This is a genomic window from Micromonospora sp. SL4-19, assembly GCF_047921475.1.
Lineage (GTDB): Bacteria > Actinomycetota > Actinomycetes > Mycobacteriales > Micromonosporaceae > Micromonospora.
The window spans coordinates 26,683-49,114 of the sequence record NZ_JBLROB010000004.1 but is presented as its reverse complement, the minus strand read 5'-3'; the positions used below and the strand labels follow the sequence as shown (position 1 = coordinate 49,114).

At 73.5% G+C, this 22,432-nt stretch carries 19 protein-coding genes; 6 read left to right on the top strand and 13 right to left on the bottom strand.

The window, feature by feature from the left end:
- Positions 1–27 precede the first annotated feature (27 nt).
- The 3 genes from ACNAVT_RS07980 to ACNAVT_RS07970 form a co-directional block, all read right to left on the bottom strand.
- A complete protein-coding gene (locus ACNAVT_RS07980) occupies positions 28–933 on the bottom strand; it encodes a CDP-alcohol phosphatidyltransferase family protein (protein ID WP_416294271.1) in 906 nt (301 codons plus the stop codon).
- Between the two features lie 345 nt (positions 934–1,278).
- Positions 1,279–2,187, bottom strand: coding sequence for an NUDIX domain-containing protein (locus tag ACNAVT_RS07975; RefSeq protein WP_416294269.1), 909 nt, complete (start codon positions 2,185–2,187; stop codon positions 1,279–1,281).
- Between the two features lie 131 nt (positions 2,188–2,318).
- Entirely contained in the window at positions 2,319–3,266 is a 948-nt protein-coding gene (locus ACNAVT_RS07970; protein WP_416294268.1) for an NUDIX hydrolase, read from the bottom strand.
- 144 nt (positions 3,267–3,410) lie between these two features.
- Here ACNAVT_RS07970 and ACNAVT_RS07965 point away from each other — a divergent pair, with 144 nt between their 5' ends.
- Positions 3,411–3,839: a PspC domain-containing protein gene (locus tag ACNAVT_RS07965; RefSeq protein ID WP_416294266.1), complete on the top strand. Its 429-nt coding sequence runs from the start codon at positions 3,411–3,413 to the stop codon at positions 3,837–3,839.
- A 7-nt stretch (positions 3,840–3,846) separates the two neighbouring features.
- Here ACNAVT_RS07965 and guaA read toward each other — a convergent pair whose 3' ends face one another.
- Entirely contained in the window at positions 3,847–5,400 is a 1,554-nt protein-coding gene (guaA, locus tag ACNAVT_RS07960; RefSeq protein ID WP_416294264.1) for a glutamine-hydrolyzing GMP synthase, read from the bottom strand.
- 98 nt (positions 5,401–5,498) lie between these two features.
- A complete protein-coding gene (locus tag ACNAVT_RS07955; protein WP_416294262.1) occupies positions 5,499–7,211 on the bottom strand; it encodes an FAD-dependent oxidoreductase in 1,713 nt (570 codons plus the stop codon).
- Positions 7,212–7,357: 146 nt separating this feature from the next.
- On the opposite strand from ACNAVT_RS07955, the gene ACNAVT_RS07950 reads away from it, so the two are divergent.
- Complete coding sequence (locus ACNAVT_RS07950) at positions 7,358–8,470, top strand: LCP family protein (protein ID WP_416294261.1); 1,113 nt, start codon at positions 7,358–7,360, stop codon at positions 8,468–8,470.
- 1 nt (position 8,471) lies between these two features.
- On the opposite strand, the gene ACNAVT_RS07945 is transcribed toward ACNAVT_RS07950, so the two are convergent.
- The 4 genes from ACNAVT_RS07945 to guaB all read right to left on the bottom strand — a co-directional run bounded on the left by ACNAVT_RS07945 (position 8,472) and on the right by guaB (position 14,217).
- The gene (locus tag ACNAVT_RS07945; RefSeq protein ID WP_416294260.1) at positions 8,472–9,935 is read right to left on the bottom strand and encodes a M1 family metallopeptidase; all 1,464 of its coding nucleotides are present in this window, start codon (positions 9,933–9,935) and stop codon (positions 8,472–8,474) included.
- Between the two features lie 105 nt (positions 9,936–10,040).
- Positions 10,041–11,432 carry a M1 family metallopeptidase gene (locus ACNAVT_RS07940; RefSeq protein ID WP_416294258.1) on the bottom strand — a complete coding sequence of 464 codons (1,392 nt, stop codon included), beginning with the start codon at positions 11,430–11,432 and terminating at the stop codon, positions 10,041–10,043.
- 74 nt (positions 11,433–11,506) lie between these two features.
- A complete protein-coding gene (locus tag ACNAVT_RS07935; protein ID WP_416294256.1) occupies positions 11,507–12,625 on the bottom strand; it encodes a GuaB3 family IMP dehydrogenase-related protein in 1,119 nt (372 codons plus the stop codon).
- A gap of 29 nt (positions 12,626–12,654) precedes the next feature.
- Positions 12,655–14,217 (bottom strand): IMP dehydrogenase, encoded by a 1,563-nt coding sequence (guaB, locus tag ACNAVT_RS07930; protein WP_416294254.1) that lies wholly within the window; start codon positions 14,215–14,217, stop codon positions 12,655–12,657.
- Between the two features lie 198 nt (positions 14,218–14,415).
- On the opposite strand from guaB, the gene ACNAVT_RS07925 reads away from it, so the two are divergent.
- Complete coding sequence (locus tag ACNAVT_RS07925) at positions 14,416–14,826, top strand: DUF5319 domain-containing protein (protein ID WP_416294252.1); 411 nt, start codon at positions 14,416–14,418, stop codon at positions 14,824–14,826.
- A gap of 36 nt (positions 14,827–14,862) precedes the next feature.
- Here the strand turns inward: ACNAVT_RS07925 and ACNAVT_RS07920 are convergent, their stop codons facing one another.
- Positions 14,863–15,672 (bottom strand): LuxR C-terminal-related transcriptional regulator, encoded by an 810-nt coding sequence (locus ACNAVT_RS07920; protein WP_416294251.1) that lies wholly within the window; start codon positions 15,670–15,672, stop codon positions 14,863–14,865.
- A 253-nt stretch (positions 15,673–15,925) separates the two neighbouring features.
- Between ACNAVT_RS07920 and ACNAVT_RS07915 the strand changes: the two genes are divergently transcribed.
- A complete protein-coding gene (locus ACNAVT_RS07915; RefSeq protein WP_416294249.1) occupies positions 15,926–16,309 on the top strand; it encodes a WhiB family transcriptional regulator in 384 nt (127 codons plus the stop codon).
- Between the two features lie 72 nt (positions 16,310–16,381).
- On the opposite strand, the gene ACNAVT_RS07910 is transcribed toward ACNAVT_RS07915, so the two are convergent.
- From ACNAVT_RS07910 to groES, 3 genes are all read right to left on the bottom strand, one after another.
- Entirely contained in the window at positions 16,382–18,070 is a 1,689-nt protein-coding gene (locus ACNAVT_RS07910; protein WP_416294248.1) for a molybdopterin-dependent oxidoreductase, read from the bottom strand.
- Between the two features lie 121 nt (positions 18,071–18,191).
- On the bottom strand, positions 18,192–19,832 hold the full coding sequence (gene groL, locus ACNAVT_RS07905; protein WP_416294246.1) for a chaperonin GroEL: 1,641 nt from the start codon (positions 19,830–19,832) through the stop codon (positions 18,192–18,194).
- Between the two features lie 70 nt (positions 19,833–19,902).
- Positions 19,903–20,217, bottom strand: a complete 315-nt coding sequence (gene groES, locus ACNAVT_RS07900) for a co-chaperone GroES (RefSeq protein WP_018222648.1) — start codon at positions 20,215–20,217, stop codon at positions 19,903–19,905.
- Positions 20,218–20,467: 250 nt separating this feature from the next.
- On the opposite strand from groES, the gene ACNAVT_RS07895 reads away from it, so the two are divergent.
- Together ACNAVT_RS07895 and ybaK are read left to right on the top strand one after the other, a co-directional pair.
- Positions 20,468–21,694 (top strand): THUMP-like domain-containing protein, encoded by a 1,227-nt coding sequence (locus ACNAVT_RS07895; protein ID WP_416294245.1) that lies wholly within the window; start codon positions 20,468–20,470, stop codon positions 21,692–21,694.
- Between the two features lie 50 nt (positions 21,695–21,744).
- On the top strand, positions 21,745–22,224 hold the full coding sequence (gene ybaK / locus ACNAVT_RS07890) for a Cys-tRNA(Pro) deacylase (protein WP_416294244.1): 480 nt from the start codon (positions 21,745–21,747) through the stop codon (positions 22,222–22,224).
- Positions 22,225–22,432: the final 208 nt, after the last annotated feature.

The window sequence follows — 22,432 nt, the reverse complement described above, 5'->3', positions numbered from 1 at the left end:
CGCGGCGCCCCTTTTCGGTGGTACGGGTCAGGCGGTCCGGCGCTGGCGCAGCCAGAGCACCGGGCCACTGACCAGGTAGCCCACCACCACGAGGGCGAAGGTGAGCCGGATGTCGACCAGCGCGCCGAGCACCGGGGCCAGCCAGAGCCACGGCGGCAGTTTCACCAGCCGGGCGAGCTTCGCGTACGGGAAGCTGGAGACCATGGCGAAGGCGAGCAGCGCCACCCCGGCGACCATCACCAGGCCGGGGACCGGCAGCCCGATCGCCACGGTCAGGGCCAGCACGGCCGCCGCCATGGTGGTCGGCACACCGCAGAAGAACCGGCCGTCCTTCGGCGAGACGTTGAACCGGGCGAGCCGGATCGCGGCGCAGGCCGCGACCAGGGCGCAGGCGACGGCGGCGGCCGCCGGCCGAACCGAGCCGGCCAGGGAGGCGTAGACCACGACCGGGGCGGCGAGGCCGAACGAGCACATGTCGGCCAGCGAGTCCATCTGGGCGCCGAACGGGCTGGCCACGCCGAGCCTGCGGGCCAACGCGCCGTCCAGGCCGTCGAACGCGACGCAGGCGATCAGGCAGATTGCCGCGACCCGGACCTCGCCCCGCATGGCCAGGAAGATCGCCAGCATGCCGAGCATCAGGCTGCTCAGCGTGCAGGCGTTGACCAGGGCGAACTTGGCCCGGCGGGCGGCGGTGTGCTCACCCGGCAGAAGCGGGATCGACGTCGCCGGCGCCTCGTCGACCGGCGCCGCGGGGGCGAGCGCCGGGCTGACCGGCATCACCGCCTCGACCTCGGGGTCGAACCGGCCGTAGCGACGGCGCTGGCGGTCGGTCCACCGGTGGTCGGGGGTGACCAGGTCGGTCGCCGTCGCAGCGCCCCGGCGGCCCACCCGGACCAGCAGCACCTGGCGGGCGAACGTGCTGCTGCGGCGCAACCCGCCCGCCCAGCGACGCCCAGCGGGGCGCGGACTGTCAGTCGTACGACGCCGGCGCCATGGGGCTCTCGGCACGTTTCCTCCATCACCGGATCGGCTGACCGCCACCTGGCGGGCGTCCGGCTGTCTCGTGCCGGACCCTCTCTGGCCCGGCAGGCCGTTTGCGGAGTACACCATTGCACAGGGGACAGGGGGTTGGCGATAGCTGTCGGCGGTACTTATAACTCCCTTAACCGCGCGAACCGCTCACTTGTTCCCATCCAGGGCGTCATCGCCCATTTCCATCGGCCAACCCCGACTTCGACTGTACTAGAGGGCGCCACACCCCGACCGGGTGAGAGCCCGTCACCTCCCCGGGCGTCCGGTTGCCCGGACCGCCACGTCCGTCATCGTCAAGCCGCCGACCTGCTCGGGGGCGAACCAGGCGGCCCGTGCGGTGGAGCCGCCCGCGAGTTCGGTCACCACCGCCTCGGTCGGGGCGTCGACCCGCACCTGGTAGATCACCCGGACGCCGTGCCAGTCCAGCGGCCGCCCCTCCGGGCCGAGCGCGGCGGGATTGTGCAGGTTGTCGACGGCCAGCAGGTCGACCACCCGGCCGAGCTGTCCGGCCTCCTCCACCAACTCCCGGAGCAGCCCGGCCGCCGGCTGCTCGCCGTGATCGGTGCCGCCGCCGGGCAGGTGCCACATTCCGGCTCCCGGGTACCCCTCGGCGATCATCGTGAGCAGCACCCGCCCAGCCGGGTCGCTGACCAGCCCGTACGCGGCGAAGCGCTGCCGGCGGTCGACGGGGGGCGGCCCGAACGGCGCCCGGTCCGCGCGGGCGGTGTGCTCGGGCACCGGGTCGACGGGCAGGCCGAGCGCGTCGGCGGTGAACGGCAGCAGCGGCAGGTCCCGGGCCTCGCCGGGCGTGCACCAGCGGGCGAGGTCGGTGGTGCCGTCCGGTTCGTCCTGGAGCGTTCCGCCGGTGGGTGCGACGTCGAACACGATCCGGTCGGTGTGCAGGGCGACGCCGAGGTCCGGGTAGCGGGTCACGTCGGCGACCGCCTCCCGCGGTCCGCTCACCCGGACGGTCAGCCCGGTCTCCTCGGCGAACTCGCGTACCACCGTGACCTCGGGGTGCTCGGCGTGATCGACACCACCGCCGGGCAGCTGCCAGACGCCGGGGAAGTCGGCACGCTCGGACCCTCGGACGAGCAGCACCCGCTCCCCGTCCCGGCACACCCCGTACGCCCCGATCCGCCGCCGCTCCTCCAAGCCCCTCACTCCTCCCACTCGCCGCTCCACGCATCCGTTCGATCATGAGCCTGTTGCCCGCCGACGCGGCGTGACGGACACCATCTTCATGATCGCCGGTAGGACCCGCGGGCGGGGGCGGGAGGGGAGGGTCAGATGAGTTGGGCGGCCTGGACGGCCTCGGCGGTGACCTCGGTGAGCCGGTCGGTGGGGAGGGCGCCCAGCTCCTCCCGACGGAACCAGCGGGCCTCGCAGGTGGAACCGCCCACGTCGGCCACGGTCGGCGGGGCCGGCTGGTCGACCACCACCCGGTAGAAGGCGCGTACGCCGTGCCAGTCGATCGGGTAGCCCTCCGGGCCGAGCGAGGCGGCGTCCCGGTGGCTGGCGACGCCGAGCAGCTCGACCAGGCGCCCGGTCTGCCCCGTCTCCTCGACCAGCTCGCGGATCAGCGCGGCGCCCGGCTGCTCGCCGTAGTCGGTGCCGCCGCCGGGCAGGTGCCAGCAGCCGGCGCCCGGGTATCCGTCGGAGACCCGGGTGAGCAGCACCCGCTCCTCCGGATCGGTCACCACCGCGTACGCGGCGAAGCGCTGCGCCCGGTGCAGCCCGTCGGGGCCGGGAACCGCGTAGAACGAGGGGAACTCCGGGACCTCCTCCGGCACCACGTCGGCGGCCGAGGCGCGCAGGCCCAGGGCGCGCGCGGTGAACGATCGCAGCGGCAGCTCCCGGGCCTCGTCGAGGGTGAACCAGCGGGCCAGGTCGGTCGGCCGGTCCACCCGCTCGGTGAGCGTCCCGCCCCGCACGGAGACCGTGTAGAGCAGGCGGTCGGTGTGGATGGTGATGCCACGCTCGGGCAGCGCCCGCATGTCGGCGATCACGTCCTGGAGGCCGGAGACGGCGACCGAGAGGCCGGTCTCGGCGGCGGTCTCCCGCACGACGGTGTGGTGGGGGTCCTCACCGTGGTCGACCGCCCCTCCGGGGATGGACCAGGTGCCGGGAGTGCCGGAGCGCTCCGATGCGCGGACCAGCAACACTCGGCCGTCTGAATCAGCACAAACTGCGTATGCCGCGATCCGTCGGAGCGGCTCCAGCGAGATGGTCACGGGAGGAAATTCTCCCCGGCTATGGTTACCGCCATCGAAAAGAGTCAGATTCCTGACTCTTTTCTGGCGCCTCAGGGTCCGGTCAGGGTAGGAGTCCGGGCGGTCACCGAGGTCCCCCGCCGCCCGGCGCGCGACCGTTGGGGCATGACCTTCCCGAACGCCCCTCACGCCCCGTACAAGCAGCTCCGGCGACCGACCACCGACCGCATGGTGGCCGGGGTCGCCAGCGGCCTCGGCCGCTACTTCGCCGTCGACCCCACCCTGGTCCGGGTCGTCTTCGCCGTCGCCACCGTGCTCACCGGCGGGGTTGCCGCGCTGGCGTACCCGATCATGTGGTTCCTGATGCCCGAGGAGCCGGCGGGCGCGCCCGCCTGGCCGCACCCGGCGGGCACCGCTCCCGGCTGGCCGCCGGTCCCGCCGGCGACCGCCCCCACCTGGGGCGGGCCCGGACCGCAGCCCGGCTCGACCCCGCCGGCCGGGCCGGCGCCACAGGGCGCGCCCCCGCCGACCCCGCAGGCCGGACCGATGCCGGACCCGGCGCCCCGGCCGGCGCCTCAGCCGCCGGCGGCCTGAGCCCGGGTCACTCCCACTCGATGGTGCCCGGCGGCTTGCTGGTCACGTCCAGGGCCACCCGGTTGACCTCGGCGACCTCGTTGGTGATCCGGGTGGAGATCCGGGCGATCACCTCGTAGGGCAGCCGGGACCAGTCGGCGGTCATCGCGTCCTCGCTGGAGACCGGGCGCAGCACCACGGGATGCCCGTAGCTGCGCCCGTCGCCCTGCACCCCGACACTTCGCACGTCGGCCAGGAGCACCACCGGGAACTGCCAGACGCCCCGGTCCAGGCCGGCGGTGCTCAACTCCTGCCGGGCGATCAGGTCGGCCTTCCGGAGCACGGCGAGCCGCTCCTCGTCGACCGCGCCGATGATCCGGATGGCCAGGCCCGGGCCGGGGAACGGGTGCCGCCAGACCATCGCCTCGGGCAGCCCCAACTGCAGGCCGAGCGTGCGGACCTCGTCCTTGAAGAGCGTGCGCAGCGGCTCGACCAGGGCGAACTTCAGGTCCTCCGGCAGGCCGCCGACGTTGTGGTGGCTCTTGATGTTGGCCGTGCCGGTGCCACCGCCGGACTCGACCACGTCCGGGTAGAGGGTGCCCTGCACCAGGAACTCGACGTCGCCGTGCGAGGCGATCTCCCGGGCGGCGGCCTCGAAGACCCGGATGAACTCCCGGCCGATGATCTTGCGCTTCTGCTCGGGATCGGTCACCCCGGCCAGCGCGCCGAGGAACCGCTCGCGGGCGTCGACCACCTTGAGCTTGATGCCGGTGGCCGCGACGTAGTCCTTCTCCACCTGCTCGGCCTCACCGGCGCGCAGCAGGCCGTGGTCGACGAAGACGCAGGTGAGCTGGTCACCGACGGCCTTGTGCACCAGCGCCGCGGCCACCGCCGAGTCGACGCCGCCGCTCAGGCCGCAGATGACCTCCTTGTCGCCGACCTGCTCGCGGATCCGGGCCACCTGCTCGTCGATGATGTTCTCGGGCGTCCAGGTCGGCTCGATGCCGGCGATGTCGTGGAGGAAGCGGGTGAGCATCTCCTGCCCGTGCGCGGTGTGTCCGACCTCCGGGTGGAACTGCACGCCGGCCCGGCGGCCGGCCAGGTCCTCGAAGGCGGCGACCGGCGCGCCCGCCGACTCGGCGGTGACCGTGAAGCCGGCCGGCGCCTCCGTGACGCAGTCGCCGTGGCTCATCCAGACCGGCAGGTCGTCGGGCAGGTCGCGGAGCAGTACGCCGGCCTCCGCACGGGCGCGCAGCGGCGTGCCGCCGTACTCCCGGTTGCCGGTCCTCGCCACCGTGCCGCCGAGCGCCTGGGCCATCGCCTGGAAGCCGTAGCAGATGCCGAAGACCGGGACGTCGGAGTCGAACATGCCGGCGTCGATCTGTGGGGCGCCCGGAGCGTAGACGCTGGACGGGCCGCCGGAGAGGATGATCGCGGCCGGGTTCTTCGCCAGCATCTCCGCCACCGGCATGGAGTGCGGGACGATCTCCGAATAGACCTTCGCCTCGCGTACGCGGCGGGCGATGAGCTGGGCGTACTGGGCTCCGAAGTCCACCACGAGGACGGGGCGAGGCGTGCTCATGTGCAGAAAGCCTACCGACAGTCACCCCCGTACCGGGCGCGGGACGGCCGCGTGCCGGCGTGAGTGTGTTAACACGGGGCCTTGCTCCACGAGAGGTGTCAAGAGGGTGCCCTTCCATACCGCAGTGCGGCGGGGGCGTGGGCGGGGACGGCGGGCTGCCGGGGCGGGACCGGAGCGAGGCGCCGGTAGGGCTGACCGAGCGCTGGGCGGGGATCCTGTTCGCCCTTGTTCGGCCAGAACGACAGGGCCCGCTCCGCCTGCGCGGTGATGGTCAGCGACGGGTTGACCCCGAGGTTGGCCGACACCGCCGCGCCGTCCACCACGTGCAGCCCCGGATGCCCGTAGACCCGGTGGTACGGGTCGATCACCCCGCTCTGCGGGGTGGCGCCGATCACCGCGCCACCGAGGATGTGCGCGGTCACCGGGACGTTGAACGGCTCGGTGACCGCGCCGCCGGGCGTACCGTCGATCTCCTCGGCGAGCAGCCGGACCGCCTGGTTGCCGGCCGGGATCCAGGTCGGGTTGGGCGCGCCGTGCCCAGGGCCGGTGACCAGCCGCCGGCCGAGGACGCCACGCCGGAACCGGGTGCTGAGCGAGTTGTCGGCCGACTGCATGACCAGGGCGATCACGGTCCGCTCGGACCAGCCGCGGACGGAGAGCATCCGGGCCGCCAGCCGCGGCTGTCGGACGATGCCGCCCAGCCAGCGCCGGACCCGGTGCGGGCCGCCGTCGACCAGCAGCGACTGGAGCAGCCCCATCGCGTTCGAGCCCCGGCCGTACCGGACCGGCTCGATGTGGGTCTGCGGGTCCGGGTGGAACGAACTGGTGATCGCGACCCCCTCGGTGAAGTCGAGCCCGCGCTGCCGGGCCTGCCGGTGGCCGACCGAGGCGCCGAGGATCGCCTCCGAGTTGGTGCGGGTCAGCTCGCCCAGCCGGGGCGAGAGCCCGGGCAGCGCCCCGGTGGCCCGCATCTCGTGCAGCAGCCGCTGGGTGCCCAGCGCCCCGGCCGCGAAGACCACCTGGTCGGCGTGGATCACGTGGCGGCGCCGGTGCAGCCAGGCACCGGTGCGCTCGGTGTGCACCTCGTACCCGCCGCCGGCGGCCGGCCGGACCGCGGTGACCATGGTCAGCGGGTGCACCTGGACGCCCAGCCGCTCGGCCAGCCAGAGGTAGTTCTTGACCAGGGTGTTCTTCGCGCCGTACCGGCAGCCGGTCATGCAGGAGCCGCAGTGGCTGCACCCGGTGCGGTCCGGCCCGGCCCCGCCGAAGTACGGGTCGGGCACCCGCTCGCCCGGCCGGCCGAGGTGCACGCCGACCGGCGTGGCGTGGAACGTCTGCCCCACCCCCATCCGCTCGGCCACCGCCCGCATCGCCCGGTCCGCGCCGGTGACGACCGGGTACCTGGTGACCCCGAGCATCCGCTTCGCCTGGTCGTAGTGGCCGGCCAGCTCCGCCCGCCAGTCGGTGATCTCCCGCCACTGCGGGTCGGCGTAGAACGCGTCGAGCGGTTCGTAGAGGGTGTTCGCGTAGACCAGGGAGCCGCCGCCCACCCCGGCGCCGGAGAGCACCAGGACGCCACCGCCGGTCTTCCGGTCGGCCGAGCGGAGCAGGGTGATCCGCTGGAGGCCGTAGCAGCCGAGCTTCGGGGCCCACAGGAAGCGCCGGACCCGCCAGGAGGTCTGCGGGAACTCGTCGTCGGCGAAGCGCCGGCCGGCCTCCAGGACGCCGACGGTGTAGCCCTTCTCCGCCAGTCGGAGCGCGGTGACGCTGCCACCGAAGCCGGACCCGACGACGACCACGTCGTACCGCATGAGGGCATCATTACCGACGGGTAGCTATAGCGCCAGCGCCGGCTTTTCGCGGATCATGCAGAGCGCTCGACCGACCGGGAATCCCGCCGGCGGCAACCCGGGACGCCCCCTGGCGCGTCGAAGGAACACGGGGGAAGGGGACCACGATGACGACACGCCGCCACCTGTTGGGGGTGGCCGCCCTGGTGTCCGTGCTGCTGATCGCGGCCGGCGCGGTGGTGACCGCCCGGCTGCTCTCCCGCCAGTCCCCCGACCCGGTCGCCGGTCCGTCCGCGCCCGCGACACCGACGGCGTCCGCCGACTCGCCCGCCCCGACCCCGGCCAGCCCGACCCCGCCACCGGGCGCCGACATCACCGGCCCGCTCAACCTGCTGCTGGTCGGGGTGGACACCCGGATCAGCGTGCCGGGCTGGGAGCCGCACGCCGACGCGGTCCTGGTGCTGCACGTGCCGGCCGGGCTGAACCGGGCGTACCTCTTCTCCCTCCCCCGCGACCTGGTGGTGGACATCCCGGCCTACCCGAGGTCCGGCTACCCGGGCGGCCGGACCAAGCTGACCCACGCGATGAGCTACGGCAGCCGGGTCCCCGGCGACAAGGGACACCCGAGCACCGCGCAGGGGTACGAGCTGCTGCGCACCACGGTCAGCAAATACACGGGGCTGCGCATCGACGCCGGGGCGGTGCTCACCTTCGGCGGCTTCGACAAGCTGGTCGACGCCCTCGGCGGGGTGGACCTCTACGTGGACCAGCGGGTCGCGTCGATCCACCGGAAGCCCGACGGGCAGTACCGGGACAGGGCCGGCGGGGGTTACGTCGGACCACAGATGGTCTACGAGAAGGGCGACCGCCACCTGACCGGCTGGCAGGCGCTGGACTACGCCCGGCAGCGCTACACCGCCGGCGGGGACTACACCCGGCAGCGCCACCAGCAGCAGCTCATCCGGGCGCTGGCCCGGAAGATCCTCGACCAGGGGCTGGCCGGGGACCCGGCGCGGGTCGACCAGGTCGTCGGCGCCCTCGGCAAGACCCTGGTGTACGTCGGCGGCGGGCGACAGCTGGTCGACATCGCGTACGCCCTGGGCGGGCTGCCCGCGGACGGTTTCGTCCTGGTCGGGCTCCCCGGCGCGGGAGTAGGCAGCGGCGGGTCCTACCGGGGCGAGCAGCTCCAGACCGTGGGCCGGCAGTTCCTCGCGGCGCTACGCGGTGGCACGGCCGACGCCTTCCTCGCGGCGCACCCGAAGCTGCGGGTGAAGACCTGAGTCAGAGCGGCTTCGGCGCGGCCGGGCGCTCGGTGCCGTAGAGCCAGGCGTCGAAGAGCTTGCCGAGCTTCTTGTGCGAGACCCGCTCGGCGAGAGCCACGAACTCGGCGGTGGTGGCGTTGCCGTTCTGGTTCTCCGCCGCCCAGGTCCGCAGGATGGTGAAGAAGGCGGTGTCGCCGACGGCCACCCGCAGCGCGTGCACGGTCATCCCGCCCCGCTCGTACACCGATTCGCCGAAGAGGTTCGCCACCCCCGGCTTGCCCGGCGGCGTACGCCAGACCTGCCCCGACGCGCCGGTGTACTTCTGCTCGAAGGTGTGCTCGACGGTGGAGGTCCCGGTGTGCTCGGCCCAGAGCCACTCCGCGTACGTGGCCAGGCCCTCGTTGAGCCAGATGTCCTGCCACTTCTGCAGCGCCACGCTGTCGCCGAACCACTGGTGGGCCAGCTCGTGGGCGACCACCCCGGTGTTGTCGCCCTGCCGGAAGAAGCTGGCCGAGTAGACCGGACGGGTCTGCGTCTCCAGCGCGTACCGGATCCGCTCGTCGGCGACCACCACCCCGCCGTACGCGTCGAACGGGTACGGCCCGAAGACGCTCTCCAGGTAGTCGGCGACCTCCGTGGTCCGGGCGATCGACCGGTCCGGGGCGCCCTCGGCCACCTTCGTGGTGACCGCGCTGTACACCGGCCGTCCGTTGTGCTCCCCGGTGGTCACCCGGAACTTCCCGATCACCACCGTGGTCAGGTAGCTGGCCATCGGCGCGCCCTCGGACCACGCCCAGGTGGTCCAGTTGCCCCGGGTGGTCCGTCCCTTCGGGACGCCGTTGCTGATCGCGGTGAGCCCCTTGGGCACGGTGATCTCGAAGTCGTAGGTGGCCTTGTCGGAGGGGTGGTCGTTGACCGGGAACCAGGTGCTCGCCGACTCGGGCTGGCCGAGCGCGATCGCCCCGTCCGAGGTGTGCAGCCAGCCGCCCGTGCCGAGCACGTCGTTGTCCAGCGCGGCCGGCTCGCCGTCGTACCGGATCTCGGCGACGAAGCCGTTGCCGGCGGTGAGGCCGGTGGCCGGGGTGACGACCAGCTCGTCGTCGACGCGAGCGTGGGTGGCCCGGGCCCCGTTCACGGTCACCGAGCGCACCGTCAGCCCGGCCAGGTCCAGGTTGAACGCGGAGAGATCCATGGTGGCGGTGGCCCGCAGCGTGGTGGTCCCGGTGAGCCGGTCCGTGGCCGGGTCGTAGCGGACCTTGACGGTGTAGTGGGCGACGTCGTAGCCGCCGTTGCCGTAACTCGGGAAGTAGGGATCGCCGGCCCCGGCCGCGCCGGGCCCGAAGCTCCGCGCGGCGCTCGGCGTGGGCTGCGCCGTCGCCGTCGCGGTCCGCTCCGCGCCCGCCGCTCCGCAGCCGGCCAGCAGCAGTGTGCCGGAGAGCAGCAGCCCCAGCCGTCGTCGTCCGCCCCGCCGCGTCAGCGTCATCGCCTCGACCCCTCCTCGGGCACGACCGTCGCGGCCCCGGCCGGCCGCTCCGCCCGCGGAGCCTACCTATCGACGATCACATCCGCGTCATGGCGGGCGTCCGGGTCACGGCAGGGCGGGCGCGGTGGCGCCGACCAGCCAGGCGTCGAACAGCGGGCGCAGCGGCCGACCGGCGACCCGCTCGGCGTACCCGACGAAGTCCGCGGTGGTGGCGGTGCCGTCCCGCCGCTCGGCCAGCCAGCCGCGCAGGATGCGGAAGAAGGTCTCGTCGCCGACCGCGCGGCGCAGCGCGTGCACGGCGAGCGCGCCGCGCTGGTAGACCGCGTCGCCGAACATCGCCGCCCGGCCGGGGTCCACCGTCGGCTTCGTCCAGTCGATCACCGCGTACCGGTCGGCGAAGGCCCGCGCCACGCTCCGGCCACCGTCGTGCTCATTCCAGAGCCATTCCGCGTACGTGGCGAAGCCCTCGTTGAGCCAGATGTCGCTCCACCGGGCCAGCGACACGCTGTCGCCGAACCACTGGTGGGCCAGCTCGTGCGCGACCACCTCCGTGTTCGGCCGGTTGCCGGCGAAGAAGCCCGGCCCGTAGACCGGCCGCGTCTGGGTCTCCAACGCGTACCGGATGCGCTGGTCGGCGACCGCGATCCCGCCGTACGCGTCGAACGGGTACGGCCCGAAGTGGCCGGCCAGGAAATCGGCGATCTCGCCGGTCCGCGCCAGCGAGGCGGCTGCCGGCCCGTCCGCCGGCAGCTCGGCGGCGACCGCGGTGACCAGGGGCTTCCCGGCGTGCGTGCCGGTCGAGACCCGGTAGTTCCCGATCACCAGCGTGGTCAGGTAGCTGGCCATCGGCGACCCCTCCGCCCAGCGCCAGGTGGTCCAGCCACCCTGGCTGTCCTGTCCCTTCGGCACCCCGTTGCCGAGCGCGGCGAGCCCCTCGGGCACGGTGATCTCGACGTCGTAGGTGGCCTTGTCGGAGGGGTGGTCGTTGACCGGGAACCAGGTGCTCGCCGACTCGGGCTGGCCGAGCGCGATCGCCCCGTCTCCGGTGGCCTGGAAGCCACCGTCGCCGAGCTCGCCGCCGGGCAGCGGCCGCGGCACCCCGCCGTACGCCACCTCGACGGTGAACCGCTTTCCCGCCGGCAGGCCGTGCGCCGGGGTGACCACCAGTTCGTTGCCGTCGCGCCGGTATTTCGCCGGAGCGCCGTCGACGCGTACCCGGTCGACGGTGAGGCCGGCCAGGTCGAGGTGGAACCGGGACAGCCCGCTGGTGGCGGTGGCGGTGACGGTGGCCTCGCCGCTGAGCTGGTCGCTGGTGGGGTCGTAGCGGACCTTCAGCGCGTAGTGGGCGACGTCGTAGCCGCCGTTGCCGGCCCCCGGCACGTACGGGTCACCGACATCGGCCGCCCCGGCCCGGAACCGCCCGTCGTCGTCAGTGCACCCCGTGACCAGCAGCGCGACGGCCAGCGCCGCCGCGTACCACCGGCGGCCGCGCGTCACTCGCCGAGCCTAGACGCGGGCCGGCGCGGGTGGGATCGGAATCCGCACCCGCGCCGGCCGTCGGTCGCGTCGGCTCAGCGGTCGAGCACCAGGCCGACCTTCTGGAACTCCTTGAGATCGCGGTAGCCGCACTTGGCCATCGCCCGGCGCAGGCCGCCGAAGAGGTTGAGCTGGCCGTCCGGCTCGTCGGCCGGGCCGAAGAGCAGCTTCTCCATCGAGCCGAGCGGCTCGCCGGCCGTCTCGAACGCGCCCCGGGGCAGGGACGGGTGGCTGGCCGCCGAGTGCCACCAGGCACCGCCGGCCGGAGCCTCCTCGCAGAGCGAGAGCGGCTCGCCGATCATCACCGCGTCGGCACCACAGCCGAGCGCCTTGGCGATGTCACCGGAGGTCTGGATGTCTCCGTCGGCGATCAGGTGCACGTACCGGCCGCCGGTCTCGTCCAGGTAGTCACGGCGGGCCGCGGCGGCGTCGGCGATGGCGGTGGCCATCGGCACCCGGATGCCGAGCACCGACTCGGTGGTCGACCAGCCGTCGCCGCCGACGCCGACGATCACGCCGGCCGCGCCGGTGCGCATCAGGTGCAACGCGGTCTTGTAGTCGGTGCAGCCGCCGACGACGACCGGCAGGTCGAGGTCGGCGATGAACTCCTTGAGGTTCAGCGGCTCGTCGGTGGTGGAGACGTGCTCGGCGGAGACGATAGTGCCTTGGATGACCAGGATGTCCACCCCGGCGTCCAGGATCACCGGAGCGAGGGCGAGGGTGTGCTGCGGGGAGACCCGGACGGCCACCGTGCCACCGCCGGCCCGCAGCTCGCGGACCCGCTCGGCGATCAGGTCGGGTCGGATCGGCTCCGCGTAGACCTCCTGGAGGCGCCTGGTGGCCCGAGCCTCCTCGTCCAGGCCGGCCAACTCCTCCAACACCTTGGTCGGGTTCTCGTACCGGGTCCAGAGGCCCTCGACGTTGAGCACGCCGAGGCCACCGAGCTGGCCGAGCCGCACCGCCGAGGAGGGGCTCATCGTCGCGTCGGACGGGTGCCCGACGCAGGGGATGCCGAACTGGTACGCATCGAGCTGCCACGCCGTGGAGACGTCGTCGACGTCCCGGGTACGGCGGCTCGGCACGATGGCGATGTCGTCCAGGTGGTAGCCGCGCTGCGCGGTCTTGCCCAGCCCGATCTCGACCACGTCACGCATGGGGACTCCAGGTGGTTTGGGGGTGAAGGTCAGCGGGTGTGGTAGTTGGGCGCCTCGACCGTCATCTGGATGTCGTGCGGGTGGCTCTCCTTGAGCCCGGCCGCGGTGATCCGGATGAGCTGGCCGCGCCGGTGCAGCTCGGGGATGCTCTCGGCGCCGGAGTACCCCATCGCCAGCCGCAGCCCGCCGACGAGCTGGTGGGCGACCTGGGCCAGCGGGCCCCGGTAGGGCACCTGGCCCTCGACGCCCTCCGGGACCAGCTTCTCGTCGCTGGTCACGTCCTGCTGGAAGTAGCGGTCCTTGGAGTACGACTTGGCCTGGCCGCGGGACTGCATCGCGCCGAGCGAGCCCATCCCCCGGTAGGCCTTGTACTGCTTGCCGTTGATGAAGATCAGCTCGCCCGGGCTCTCCTCGCAGCCAGCCAGCAGGCCGCCGAGCATCACGGTGTCCGCGCCGGCCACCAGGGCCTTGGCGATGTCGCCGGAGTACTGGATGCCGCCGTCGCCGATGACCGGCACGCCGGCGGGCCGGGCCGCCCGCGCCGCCTCCATGATCGCCGTGATCTGCGGTACGCCCACCCCGGCCACGATCCGCGTGGTGCAGATGGCGCCGGGGCCGACGCCCACCTTGACGCCGTCGGCGCCCGCGTCGACCAGCGCCTTCGCGCCGGCGTACGTGGCGACGTTGCCGCCGACGATGTCGATGGCGACGTCCCTCTTGAGCCGGGCGACCATCTCCAGCACGGCCCGTTGGTGACCGTGCGCGGTGTCCACAATCAGCACGTCCACCCCGGCGTCGACCAGGGTGCGGGCCCGCTTGTACGCGTCCTCGCCCACGCCGATCGCGGCGGCAACCCGGAGCCGGCCGGCGGGGTCCTTGGTGGCGTTCGGGTACTGCTCGCTCTTGGTGAAGTCCTTGACCGTGATCAGGCCGCGCAGCTTGCCCGAGTCGTCGACGATCGGCAGCTTCTCCACCTTGTGCCGGCGCAGCAGGTCGAGCGCGTCGTCCTTGCTCACCCCCACCGGGGCGGTGATCAGCGGGGTCCGGGTCATGATGTCGCGGACCGGGGTGGCCGGGTCGGAGACGAAGCGCATGTCGCGGTTGGTGACGATGCCGACGAGCTGGCCCTGGCCGTCGACCACCGGCACGCCGGAGATCCGGTACCGGCCGCAGAGCTCGTCGACCTCGCGGAGGGTGTCGTCCGGGCTGGCGGTGACCGGGTTGGTGATCATGCCGGACTCGGAGCGCTTCACCAGGTCGACCTGGAGCGCCTGGTCCTCCACCGAGAGGTTGCGGTGCAGCACGCCGATGCCACCCTGGCGGGCCATGGCGATCGCCATCCGCGCCTCGGTGACGGTGTCCATCGCGCTGGAGAGGAGCGGGATGTTGAGCTCGACGGTGCGGGTGAGCCTGGTGCGGGTGCTGACCCGGCTGGGGACGACGTCCGACTCGCCCGGCTGGAGCAGCACGTCGTCGAAGGTCAGCCCGAGCGGCACCACCCGCGCCGAGCCGGCCGGCAGCTCGGGCAGGTGACCGGCCAGCTCGCCACCGTCGACGCCGGCGGGAAGGTCGGTGCTGGGCGAATTCTCCACGATTGCTCCCCTGAGCTGGTCGGACGGGCTTCAGCGAGGCGGCGCGCGGGGGCACCGGCGAGCGCCGGAGTGACGGCGCGTGGCTTCATCGTACCCACTACGCTGCGCCGACCCTGGCAGCGCCGGGCCCGGGTAGGCGGCGCCACAGGGTGTCCCCAGGGGCGGACTTTCCGGTGTGCCGGGGTCTACGGTGAGGGGGTGCACGACGAGCCCATCGACCCGTTCAACGGCGACCCGGCCGATCCGGCTGCCGGCCTGCACGACCCGCGCGAGGACGACCCGCTCGACCCGCTGACCGAGGTCGAGCGGCAGGACGTCCTGGAGGACCTCGCCGACCTGGAGATCTACCAGGCCCTGCTCCAGCCGATCGGCGTGCGCGGGCTGGTCATCGAGTGCGAGGACTGCCGCGAGCCGCACTACTTCGACTGGGACCTGCTCCGGGGTAACCTGCGCCACCTGCTCAGCTCCGGCCGCCCGCGTGTGCACGAGCCGGCGTACGACCCCGACCCGGACCACTACGTCAGCTGGGACTACGCCCGGGGATACGCGGACGGCGTGCACGACACCCTGACCGAGGGCACCGAGGACGACGCCCCCACCGAGGAGTGACCGGTTCGGGCGGACGGCCGGCGGGGCCAGCCCGGTTCAGGCGACCAGGCCGGCGCGGAAGCCCGCCGCCACGGCGTGCGCCCGGTCGCGGGCGCCCAGCTTGCGGAAGAGTCGGCGGGCGTGCGTCTTGACGGTGTCCTCGGAGACGAACAGCTCCCGCCCGATCTCCGCGTTGCTCTTTCCCTCGGCCATGCCGAGCAGCACCTGGAGTTCCCGCTCGGTCAGCCCGATCCCGTTGCGGCCACCGGTGCGTTGCGGGCCACCCGCCGGGGTCGGCTCCGGCTCGCCGCCGGCCGCCGGTTCGGCCGGGTCGTCGCCGCGCTGCGCGGGGACCACCGTGGGCGCACCCTCCGGCGGGCCCGCCGACCAGGCCGGCGCCGGCCCGGCCGGGGTACGCCCCGGCGCGGCCGAACGGGCCGATCCACCGACCGCGGCGGCGTCCCGGGCCGGGTCGGTCACCCGGTGCCGGGCCGGCCGCCCCGGGGCGGCGAGCAGCAGCAGAGCCTTGGCCACCGCGCTGGTCAGATCGTGGTCGGCGCCCTGGATGAGCCCCCGCGCGCCGGCGCTGATGGTGGCCGCCGCCGCCTCCGACTCCTCCGCGCCGAGCAGCAGCACCGCGGCCTGGGGCGCGCGGGCGAGCACCCGGCGGACGAAGCCCGCGCTGTCCGGCCGGGTGAGGGCGGTGTCGGCGAGCACCACGTCGACCGGGCGCTCGGCGAGCCGCAGCATCACCTCGGGATCGGAGACTGCCGTCCGGACGGCGCCGGCCAGCCCGAGCCGCGCCGCCGCGGAGGTCAGGTGCTGGGCCGCGAGTGGTGTCCGGACGCACACTAGAACGCTACGCACAGTGGTCTCCTCTCCGACTCAGAGCAGACCACGGCGGGGTCGGCCGGGGTGGAGGTTCCGGGCAATCATCCGAACTTTTCCGGCAGATGGGGCATATGCCGCCAGTTGTCCGAGGTTTTCGATCACAGATGTGTGAGCGCGGGAACGCCCGGGTATCGAGGGGTCACGCCGGAATCGGTGTCCCCCGCGGACCGCCGCCCGGTAGCTGGCTACGAAGGCTTCTCCGCGGTGCCGCGCGGAAGGAGGGGTGCTGATGTCGAACGTACGTAGACTGCCTGGACCCATCGTCGACCTCTGGGACTGGCAGCGGCTCGGTGCCTGCCGGGGGCGGGACAGTGCGCAGTTCTTCCACCCGGACGGTGAGCGCGGCTCGTCGCGCCTGCGCCGCGAGTCCGGCGCCAAGGCTGTCTGCCGGACCTGCCCGGTACGGGCCGAGTGCGCCGCGCACGCCCTGTCGGTCCGCGAGCCGTACGGCGTCTGGGGCGGGTTCAGCGAGTCGGAACGGCTCCGGCTGCTCGCCCTCGGCTGGGAGGATCTGGCCGACCGCCGGCAGGCCCGGGTCGACGTGGCCCGGCTGGAGGCCCGGCTCGGCCGGCCGCACAAGTCCACCGTGCCGGCGCAGCGCAAGATCGCCTGACCGGCCGCCACCGACCATCCCGGCGCCGCGTCCCGAACCCGGGGCGCGGCGTCGCGGCGTGCCCGGCCGGAATCAGCCGACGGTGACCCGTACCGTGTGCCAGCCGGTGGCACCGTCCGGCGCGACCGGCCGGCGCTCCTCCGGCTGCGTCACGCCGTCGGCGTCGGTGGCCCGCACCTGGAGGGTGTGCTCACCCGGGGTGGCGTCCCAGCGCCATGACCACTGCACCCAGGTGTCCACCGAGACCGTCGGCGCGAGCGTCGCCGCCCGCCACGGGCCACCGTCGACGCGTACCTCGACCTCGCGGATGCCCCGGTGCTGCGCCCAGGCCACCCCGGCGACCATGACCGGGCCGGCGGTGAGCCGGTTGCGCGGGCGGGGCGTGTCGATCCGGGACTGCGTCCTGACCGGCCCCTGCGCCGCCCATCCGCGCGGCACCCAGTACGCGTCGAAGTCGGCGAAGCTGGTCAGCTCCAGCTCGGTCACCCACTTGCACGCCGAGACGTAGCCGTAGAGCCCGGGGACGACCATGCGCACCGGGAAGCCGTGCTCGACCGGCAGCGGCTCGCCGTTCATCCCGACCGCGAGCAACGCGTCCCGCCCGTCCCGCAGCACCGCCGTCGGGGTGCCGCAGGTCCAGCCGTCGACCGAGCGCCCGACCACCTGGTCCGCGCCCTCCTCCGGGTCGGCCTCGTCCAGCAGCTCCCCGATCGGTACGCCCAGCCAGCGCGCGTTGCCGATCAGATCCCCGCCCACCTCGTTGGAGACGCAGGCCAGGGTCACGTACCGCTCGACCATCGGCCGGGCGAGCAGGTCGGCGAAGCTCAGCTCGATCGGGTTCCGGACCCGGCCGTGGATGCGCAGCCGCCAGGTCGCCGGGTCCACCTGCGGCACCACCAGGGCCGTGTCGATCCGGTAGAAGCCGCTCGTCGGGGTGACGTAGGGGGCGAGCTGGGCCAGCGACAGATCCGCCCCGGCCGGCACCGCCGGGGCGGCGGCGGACGGGGTGGGTAGGACGACCGCCCGCCGGGCCACCGACACGCTCCGCCGCCCGGCCAGCCAGTGGCCGCCGAGCCCGGCCACGGCCGCCGCGCCGGCCAGCGCGCCCACGCCGCGCAGGAACCGCCGGCGGCCGTCCGGGTCGACCTCCGCCACGGACCGCGCCCCCTGCCGGGCGCGTGCCGGGATCCCGTCGCCGTCGGCCGTCGCCACCCCACCGCCACCGGCCGTCGGGCCGTTCCGGCCACCACCGGCCGGCGGGGTCGCCGGGGCGGCGGGAGCAGGAGCGGGCCGGTCGGCGGACGGCGGGGTCCAGGCCCAGAGGTCCGGGGACAGCGGGCCGGCCAGCAGCAGCCAGAGCGCCAGCGCCGCCAGCCCGGCCCCGACCAGCGAGGGCAGCGCGTCGACGGCGTCCGCGCCGGCCCGGGTCAGCGCGGCGCCCACCCCGAGGGCGGCGAACGCGGCGATGCCGGCCAGGCCGATCCAGAGCCGCCGGACCGCCAGCACGCCGAGCATCGCGGCGAACGCGGCCAGCAGCACCGCCGTCCCGACCAGCAGGGCGACCTTGTCGTACGTGCCGAAGAGCGCGATGGCGAACTGCTTGAGCGGCTCGGGCACCAGGTCGACGACGAGCCCGCCGACGGCGATCAGCGGCGCCGAACGGGGACCGGTGAGGACGGCAACCGGTTCAGCCGCGCCGATCGCCACGGCGGCGGCGGTGACCCCGGCCAGCGCGGCGGACCCGCGCGAGATGCTGCGCACGCCGACCAGTGTTCTCGGTCAGACCGATCGGCGGCCACCCACGTCAGCGTTCCGTAAGCAGATACGGGTCAGGGCACACCGCCGACGCGGTGTGCCCTGACTCAGGCCGTACGGCGTGGGATCAGAAGCCCGGGCCGTGCTGGTGGCCGTGACCGTGGCCGTGCCCGCCGGCGGCGGCCGGCTCGGCCTTCTCCGGCTTCTCCACCACCAGGCTCTCGGTGGTGAGCAGCAGGCCGGCGATCGAGGCGGCGTTGGTGACCGCGTTGCGGGTCACCTTCACCGGGTCGATGATGCCGGACTTGACCAGATCGACGTACTGGCCGACCGCGGCGTCGAGGCCGTGGCCCCACTCCTGGCCGGCGACCTTCTGCACCACCACGTAGCCGTCGTGGCCGGCGTTCTGGGCGATCCAGCGCAGCGGCTCGACCAGCGACTTGCGCACGATCGAGACGCCGACCTTCTCGTCGCCGGTGAAGCCCAGGTCGTCATCGAGCACCGGCAGGATCTGGGCCAGGGCGGCGCCGCCACCCGGGACCGTGCCCTCCTCGACCGCGGCCTTGGTCGCGGCGATGGCGTCCTCGATGCGGTGCTTGCGCTCCTTCATCTCGACCTCGGTGGCCGCGCCCGCCTTGATCACGGCGATGCCGCCGGAGAGCTTCGCCAGCCGCTCGGCCAGCTTCTCCCGGTCCCACTCGGAGTCCGAGGCCTCGATCTCCTTGCGGATCTGGGCGACCCGGTCGGCGACCTCGGCGGCCTGGCCGCCACCGTCGACGACGGTGGTGGTCTCCTTGTCGACCACCACCCGGCGGGCGGTGCCGAGCACCTCCAGGCCGACCTGGTCGAGCTTGTAGCCCAGCTCTGGGGCGACCAGCTCGGCACCGGTGAGGATCGCCATGTCCTGGAGCATCGCCTTGCGGCGGTCACCGAAGCCGGGGGCCTTGACCGCGCAGACCTTGAGGGTCTTGCGGATCGCGTTGACCACCAGCGTGGACAGCGCCTGGCCCTCGACGTCCTCGGCGACGATCAGCAGCGGCTTGTTGTTCTGGAGGACCTTCTCCAGCAGCGGCAGCAGCTCCTCGATGGCCGAGATCTTCTGCGTGGTGATCAGGATGTACGGGTCCTCCAGGACCGACTCCTGCCCCTCCACGTCGGTGACGAAGTTCGGCGAGATGAAGCCCTTGTCGAACTGCAGGCCCTCGGTCACCTCCAGCTCGGTGATGAGCGCGGAGCCCTCCTCGACGGTGATGACACCGTCGCGGCCGACCTTCTCCATCGCCTCGGCGATCAGGTCGCCGATCGTGGCGTCCTGCGCGGAGATCGTCGCGACGTGCGCGATCGACTCCCTGCCGGAAACCTCGACCGCCCGGTCGAGCAGCGCCTCGGAGACCTTGCCGGCCGCCGCGTCGATGCCCCGCTTGAGGCCGGTCGGGTTGGCCCCGGCGGCCACGTTGCGCAGGCCCTCGCGGACCATCGCCTGGGCCAGCACGGTCGCGGTGGTGGTCCCGTCGCCGGCGACGTCGTTGGTCTTGGTCGCCACCTCCTTGACCAGCTGCGCGCCGAGGTTCTCGTACGGGTTGGTGAGCTCGATCTCCTTGGCGATGGTCACGCCATCGTTGGTGATCGTGGGCGCACCGAATTTCTTGTCCAGGACGACGTTGCGCCCGCGCGGGCCGAGAGTGACCTTGACCGCGTCGGCGAGGGCGTTGACACCGTGCTCAAGCAGGTGTCGGGCGTCGTCCGAGAAGCTCAGGATCTTCGCCATCAGTATCCCTTCGAAGCGACGTTGCCCCGGCCCGGCGAGCCGGACCGGGGCAACGACACTGATCGGTTGCTTACTTCTCGATGACCGCGAGGACGTCGCGGGCGGAGAGCACCAGGTACTCCTCGCCGGCGTACTTGACCTCGGTGCCGCCGTACTTCGAGTAGAGGACGGTGTCGCCGACCTTCACGTCGATCGGCACGCGGTTGCCCTTGTCGTCGATCCGGCCCGGGCCGACAGCGAGGACAGTGCCCTCCTGCGGCTTCTCCTTGGCGGTGTCGGGGATCACGATGCCCGACGCCGTGGTGGTCTCAGCCTCGTTCGCCTGGACCACGATCCGGTCCTCGAGCGGCTTGATCGCAACCTTGGTCGCGGTAGTCACGGGCATACCCTCCTGGGGTACTTGGTGTCGTTACCGGACGGCGAGCCGACCGGCGTCAATCTGCCACATGCCACCGGGCGGGGCCGTCGTCGCGGGTGCCGGTCCGCCTGGCGTTCAACTCCCGGGCACCAGGGCCCGGGCGTTGGCACCCTCATGGCGAGAGTGCTAACCGCAGATTATTCCTCGGCTAGCACTCCGTCAAGGAGAGTGCCAACCCGCAGCCCGGCGCGTCGCGCATTGCCGGGACAATGGCCGGGTGGATCTGGACCAGCTCGCCGCTCTGCGTACCCCCGAGGGGACGGACGCGCTCGCGGCGGCCACCGAGGTCGCCGGCGGCGATCCGCTGGCCGCGGCGGCCCGGCTCCGCTCGGCGGGATTCTCGGCCGGGCTGGCCGCCGCCGCCCTCACCCAGGCCGAGCTGCGTCGCCGGGCGGGCGGCAAGTTCGGGCCGGAGGTCGGTGCGATGTTCCTCACCCGCGCCGGGCTGGAGCAGGCCACCCGCCGGGTGGTCGCCGACCGGCGGGCCGCGCGGCTGCGCGCCGCCGGCGTGCGCACCCTCGCCGACCTGGGCTGCGGCCTGGGCGCCGACGCGCTCGCCGCCGCCCGCGCCGGCATCCGGGTCCACGGCGTGGAGGCCGACCCGGTGACCGCCGCGATGGCGGCCGCGAACGCCGAGGCGGCCGGGCTGGCCGAACTGTTCACCGTGGAGTGCGGGGACGCGACGGCGTTCGACGTCACCCGGGTCGAGGCGGTCTTCTGCGACCCGGCACGCCGGGCGGCCGGCACCGGCCGTCGGATCTTCGACCCGAACGCCTACTCGCCCCCGTGGGACTTCGTCACCGGGTTGGCCGAGCGGGTGCCGCGCACCGTCGTCAAGGTGGCCCCCGGCCTGGACCACGCGCTGATCCCGGCGGGTGCCGAGGCGGAGTGGGTCAGCGTGGACGGCGACCTGGTCGAGGCCGCGCTCTGGTGCGGCGCACTGGCCGAGATCCCTCGCCGAGCCACCCTGCTGCGCGAGAAGCAAGGGGCCCTTACCGGCGCCTCCGGTGGAGCGGGGATCCCCTGTCATCAGCTCACCGGCGCCGGCGACACCGACGCCCCGGTCGGACCGGTACGGCGGTTCCTGTACGACCCGGACCCGGCGGTGGTCCGCGCGCACCTGCTCGCCGAGCTGGCTGCCGAGTTGGACGCCACCCTGGCCGACCCGACCATCGCCTACCTCTACTCGGACACCCCGACCCGCCCGCCGTACGCCCGCTGCCTGGAGATCACCGACGTGCTGCCGTTCTCGCTGAAGCGGCTGCGCGCCCTGCTGCGGGAACGGCGGGTCGGCCGGGTGGAGATCCTCAAGCGCGGCTCGGCGCTGGAGCCGGAGAAACTGCGCCGGGACCTGAAGCTGGCCGGCGACACGGCGGCCAGCCTGGTGCTGACCCGGGTGGCCGGCGCGCCCACCGTGCTGATCTGCCGGCCGGTAACGGCCTGAGCACGGATTTCGACTCGCCTGCCGACCGGGGCGGGGATAGCTTGTCGGGCATGGCGGGACAGGGCACTCCGGCGACGGCGCTGCTGGCGAAGCGGAAGATCACGCACAGCACCCACCCGTACGACGTCTCCCCGGACGCGCCGAACTACGGCGCGCTGGTCGCGGCAGCCCTCGGGGTGCCGCCGGAGCGGGTGTTCAAGTCGCTGGTCACCGAGGTCGACGGCGGGCTCACCGTGGCCGTGGTACCGGTGACCGGGGAGTTGGACCTCAAGGCCCTCGCCGCGGCGGCCGGCGGCAAGCGGGCGACCATGGCGGATCGGGCGGTCGCCGAGCGGGCCACCGGCTACGTCCGGGGTGGAATCAGCCCCCTCGGCCAACGCAGGCGGCTGCCCACAGTGGTCGACTCGTCCGCGCTGGACCACCCGACCGTCTACGTCTCGGCGGGTCGCCGGGGCCTGCAACTGCAACTCTCCCCGGCGGATCTGGTCGCGCTGACCGACGCCGTCACCGCGCCGATCGCCGCCGGCTGACCGTCCGGCAGGGACGATCGACAGCGTTTCCCGAGGTCACCCGGGGGAGCGCTCTCAGCAGGGCGCCGACCGGGTGACAGTGGCGTTGCTGAATTGTTACCGCCGCCAACAAACTTCCGACCTCGGCAGCCTTGCGCACCCATTCCGGCACGAAATACGTTGCCGGACACAACAAACACCGACCAGAACTCCCCCACCCCGGAAAGGA